The organism is Pseudomonas sp. PA-4-8C (assembly GCF_021606625.1).
Lineage (GTDB): Bacteria > Pseudomonadota > Gammaproteobacteria > Pseudomonadales > Pseudomonadaceae > Aquipseudomonas > Aquipseudomonas lactis.
On record NZ_WKCD01000358.1, the window covers coordinates 1 to 4,786 of the forward strand.

Annotated in this window: 5 protein-coding genes; 2 read left to right on the forward strand and 3 right to left on the reverse strand. The window is 58.1% G+C overall.

Going from position 1 to position 4,786, the window contains the following annotated elements:
• From GIW04_RS27965 to GIW04_RS27975, 3 genes are all read right to left on the reverse strand, one after another.
• A partial coding sequence (locus tag GIW04_RS27965; protein WP_236479418.1) for an efflux RND transporter periplasmic adaptor subunit occupies window positions 1–776 on the reverse strand: 776 nt, incomplete at its 3' end.
• A gap of 232 nt (window positions 777–1,008) precedes the next feature.
• The gene (gene tpx, locus GIW04_RS27970) at window positions 1,009–1,509 is read right to left on the reverse strand and encodes a thiol peroxidase (RefSeq protein WP_003190967.1); all 501 of its coding nucleotides are present in this window, start codon (window positions 1,507–1,509) and stop codon (window positions 1,009–1,011) included.
• Between the two features lie 245 nt (window positions 1,510–1,754).
• Window positions 1,755–2,156 carry a hypothetical protein gene (locus tag GIW04_RS27975; RefSeq protein ID WP_032900599.1) on the reverse strand — a complete coding sequence of 134 codons (402 nt, stop codon included), beginning with the start codon at window positions 2,154–2,156 and terminating at the stop codon, window positions 1,755–1,757.
• Between the two features lie 240 nt (window positions 2,157–2,396).
• Here GIW04_RS27975 and GIW04_RS27980 point away from each other — a divergent pair, with 240 nt between their 5' ends.
• Window positions 2,397–3,686, forward strand: a complete 1,290-nt coding sequence (locus GIW04_RS27980) for a glycosyltransferase (protein WP_120248220.1) — start codon at window positions 2,397–2,399, stop codon at window positions 3,684–3,686.
• 72 nt (window positions 3,687–3,758) lie between these two features.
• Window positions 3,759–4,697 (forward strand): AraC family transcriptional regulator, encoded by a 939-nt coding sequence (locus GIW04_RS27985; protein ID WP_236479419.1) that lies wholly within the window; start codon window positions 3,759–3,761, stop codon window positions 4,695–4,697.
• The last annotated feature ends 89 nt before the right edge of the window (window positions 4,698–4,786 follow it).

Genomic DNA, 4,786 nt, shown 5'->3' on the forward strand with positions numbered 1-4,786 from the left:
GCGTGATAACGGGCCAACACGGTTTCCAGGGTATTTTCCGGCAGGGTGAAGGCCACGCTGATCGGCTGGGTCTGGGTGATCACCGCCAGGGCGGTGGTGTCGTTGGCGGCGACGAGGTTGCCGACGTCAAGCTGGCGCAAACCGACGCGGCCACTGATGGGCGCGCGGATCTTGGTGAATTCCAGGTTGAGCTTGGCGTCGTCCACCGCGCCCTGGTTGGTCTTGACCGTGCCCTGGTATTGCAGAACCAGCGCTTCGGCGGTGTCCAGAGTTTGCTTGGCGATACTGTCCTGGGCGTACAGGTCGCGGTAACGCTGTACATCGACCTGGGCGTTCTTCAACTGGGCCTGGTTCTGCAGCAAGGTGCCCTGGGCCTGGAGCAAAGCGTTCTGGTAGCTGCGCGGGTCGATTTCTGCCAGCAGGTCGCCGGCCTTGACCATCTGCCCTTCCTCGAAGGCGATCTTGACCAGCTCACCGCCCACCCGGCTGCGCACATTAATGGTGTTCAGCGCCGTGACCGTACCCAGGGCCTTGTAGTACACCGGAAATTCCCCCAGCACCGCCGGCGCCACACGCACCGGTACCGGCCCGGTGGAACCACCGAAGCCCGGGCGCGCCATGCCGGTCTTGCCCGTGTGCCCCGCCGGAGCATCTTTATGGGCTGCGCCACTGGGCCAGAATTTCCAGCACAGGCCGGCGATAACCAGCAGCACGAGCAGGCCAAACAGCCAGCGGCGGGAGTTGCGGGAGGAGGATTGCATGGAGTGATCAACCATTGGGGGTGAGAGCTTCTTCTTCGGGAGGCTGAAAGATAAGCACTGGGGTGCGTTTAGAAAAGCACCTTTACCGGCTATTTACCTTAGGCTTACAACGTTTAACTTTTTGATCTTAGTCCACAGGCTATTTCGCTAAGCCGCTGACGCTCAAATAAAAACGGCCTGGACTAGGCCAGGCCGCAATCATGCATCATACGTGTTACTGCCAAACGACAGTCATACGTAGAAACAGTTACTTCAACACAGCCAGGGCGGCGTCGTAGTTTGGCTCTTCAGCGATTTCCTTGACCAACTCGCTGTGCAGCACGTTGTCGTTTTCGTCCAGCACCACGACAGCGCGAGCGGTCAGGCCCTGCAGCGGGCCGTCAGCGATGGAAACACCATAGTCAACGGCGAAGTCGGCGTTGCGGAAATCCGACAGGTTCTTAACGTTTTCCAGGCCTTCGGAACCACAGAAACGCGCTTGGGCGAATGGCAGGTCGGAGGAGATGCACAGCACCACGGTGTTGGCCACATCGTTGGCCTGGGCGTTGAACTTGCGCACCGAAGTGGCACAGGTTGGGGTGTCAACGCTTGGGAAGATGTTCAGCACTTTGCGCTTGCCGGCAAAGGTAGCCAGGGTGGCGTTGGACAGATCGCCGGCGGTCAGGGTGAAGTCTGCAGCTTTGGCGCCGACTTTCGGCAGTTCGCCTTCAACCTGGACCGGGTTGCCTTTAAGGGTGACTTGAGCCATGAACGGAATCCTTATGCTGGGTTTGGTTAAACGAATTCGAGAGGCGGAAGTTAACCACAAAGTGCCGAAGCTACCTACCGCCAGACACAAATTGTCATGTCCTCACGCATGATCAATACCGACACCGTCTGGAATCGGGCGCGAACACGTGCTTACCCGCCGAAATTGCGCTGATTTAGATTCAGTTCGATAGACAGGAAATGCCGGGCACCGGAGGTGCCCGGCAAGACGTTGGCGCTCGCGAGCTAGATGCTTACGGCATGCGTCGCTATTGCCCGATCATCGGGTCCGGACATATCAAAGATAAACTCTGCCCTGAACGTTACCGTCTGAGTCCCGCTCGGAATCGCTACTGACTTGTAGTTTGACCAAGTATGCCACTGCCCATCCTGCTTACGGTCATCGGGCGAGTCCAGGTCCCATACCGTGTTGTTGCCGACCTTGACCTCGTAATTAATATTGGCTTTGTTACGTGAACTATCGCCGCTGATCATGTACTCCTCGGTGGTCAACGTCAGCGTGTTACCTGAGCGCTGAAACCTGATACGCAAATTGCCGCTATAGCCGGTAACACCCCTTGTCAATGTGACGTTATGCCAATCAGCTTTAACCGCGTTCCCCTTGTTGGTTTGTTCATGGTCATCCATGGTAGGCACCTCCTAAAAACGATTTGATGAGTTTCCGACCGCCCTACATCCGGAAAGCTGTAGCGAACCTAACACCCTGCACAAGCCGCGATAACTGTGAACGTTGACAGGCCACAAGCTCATTTCGCAATTAAAAACCACGCATTAATCAGCATTTGCTCGCAAGGCTTGTTGCGACGCAAAAGTATGATTTAATCATTCGCTTTTTAAGGCCCGCCGACGGCACGAAGGACTCATTTCATGCATCAACCCGCCACCAAAGTCCTGGTCATTGGCTACGTCTGGCCCGAGCCCCGCTCCTCGGCTGCGGGCGGGCATATGATGCAAATCCTTGAGAGCTTTCTTACGCAAGGTTGGGACATTACCTTCAGCAGCCCCGCCACCATTGGCGAGCACAAGGCCGACTTGCCCGCACTCGGAATCGCCGAACGCGCCATCGAACTGAATAACAGCAGTTTCGATGATTTTGTCCGCGAATTGGCCCCGGACATCGTATTGTTCGACCGTTTCATGATGGAGGAGCAATTCGGCTGGCGCGTGGAACAATGCTGCCCCGACGCCCTGCGGGTGCTGGAGACCTCCGACCTGCAAAGCCTGCGGGACGCTCGCCACCAGCGTTTCAAGGAGCAGGTGAAAGCCAACCCCGACAGCGACGACTTCAGCGCCCTGTTCGCGCCGGCATTGGAGGACGAGTTCCAGCGCATGGCCGATACCGACTTGGCCAAACGCGAAATCGCCGCCATCTACCGCTGTGACATCAGCCTGATGATCTCCGACGTGGAAATCCGCCTGCTCACCGAACAGTTCAAGGTGCCGGCCGCCCTGCTCCACTGGTGCCCGTTGATGCTGCAACCGCCCACCGACGCATTTGCGCCCTTTGAAGACCGTGCGCATTTCCTCAGCATCGGTAACTTCCGCCACGCACCCAACTGGGACGCGGTGCTGTGGATGAAGCACAGCCTGTGGCCGCTGATTCGCCAACAACTGCCGGGCGCGCAGTTGCATATCTACGGCGCCTACACCCCGCCCAAGGCCACCGCCCTCCACAACCCAGCGCAGGGTTTCCATGTGATGAACTGGGCCGAAGATGCGCTGCAAGTCATGACGGCTGCGCGCATTTGCCTGGCACCGCTGCGCTTTGGCGCCGGCATCAAGGGCAAGTTGGTAGACGCCATGCTGTGCGGTACGCCCACTGTCACCACCCCCATCGGCGCCGAGGCCATGGGCGATGACCAACCCTGGCCCGGCGTGATCGCACAGGACGCCCAGGCCCTGGCCGCCGCTGCCGTGGCCCTTTACCAAAACCGCGAGCGCTGGACCCATGCCCAGGAACAAGGGCGCCAACTCCTGGCCCGGCGCTATGACCAAGACGTGCACGGGCCCGCCTTGGTGGAATGCCTGGAACGTTGCCGCAGCAACCTTGCCGCTCATCGCCGGGACAACTTCACCGGCAGCATGCTGCGCCATCACGCGCACAAGAGTACCCAATACATGTCCCAGTGGATCGAGGCCAAAAACCGCATCCTATAAACACTGGCGCTGGCGAGGTCGCGCGCGACGGGGCATTATCCTACGCAGCAACCACAATAAAGCGACGGCAGCATGACCCGAGCAACGCGCATCACCGACCCTTCCTACGAGTTGATGGACGACCACAACGGCCTGTCCATCATCTATCGCCAGCACGGCTTCCCCTGCCCCCTGGTGCGCTGGCATTTCCACAAGGAATACGAGCTGCACCTGATCGTCGCCAGCTCCGGCAAGGTGTTTATCGGCGACTACATCGGCAACTTCTACCCCGAAAGCCTGTTCCTCACCGGCCCCAACCTGCCCCATAACTGGATCAGCCAGGTGGAAGAAGACGAGGTCGTACCCAAGCGCGACATGCTGGTGAACTTCACCGATGAATTGTTCGAACACGGCAGCCACATCTTCACCGAACTCAAAAGCCTGGCGCCGCTGCTTGAACGTGCGCAATACGGCATCGAATTTCGCTGCAAGAAAACCATCGCCCACGCCATGACCCTGATGCAACGCATCGAAGACGCCCAAGGCATGGCACGCCTGGGGCACTTCTTTATCCTGCTGGAAGTATTAAGCGCCTGTGAGGACTACCAGTTACTGTCCGGCGTCACCACGCCGCAGCAAGCCGACGAACACAGCATCGACCGCACCAACCGCGCGGTGGACTACATCTTTGCCCACTACGCCCGCGAGCTGCCGCTGGAGGAAGTGGCGGAGTATCTGGGGATGAAGCCGACGTATTTTTCCAGGGTGTTCAAACAGGCGACCGGGCGCACTTTTATTGAATTCGTCAATCGGCTGCGCATCAGCAAATCCTGTGAATTGCTGGCCGATGGGGACAAGGCGGTGACGGATGTGTGCTTTGAGTCGGGGTTTAATAATATTTCCAACTTTAATCGGCGGTTTCAGCAGCTCAAGGGGATGACGCCGTCTCACTATCGGCGGTCTGTTTCTTTTACACATCTCCCCGCCCCCCAGACTGTCGCTGGGTTCTCGTATTCCGGCTTTTTCTTTTAAAAAAAAAAAACAACCACCCTCCCCTCGCCTCCTCTCCCCTAAGCTGCTGTTTTGATAGCATACACGTGCGGTCCTCTACTCTCTTGAAT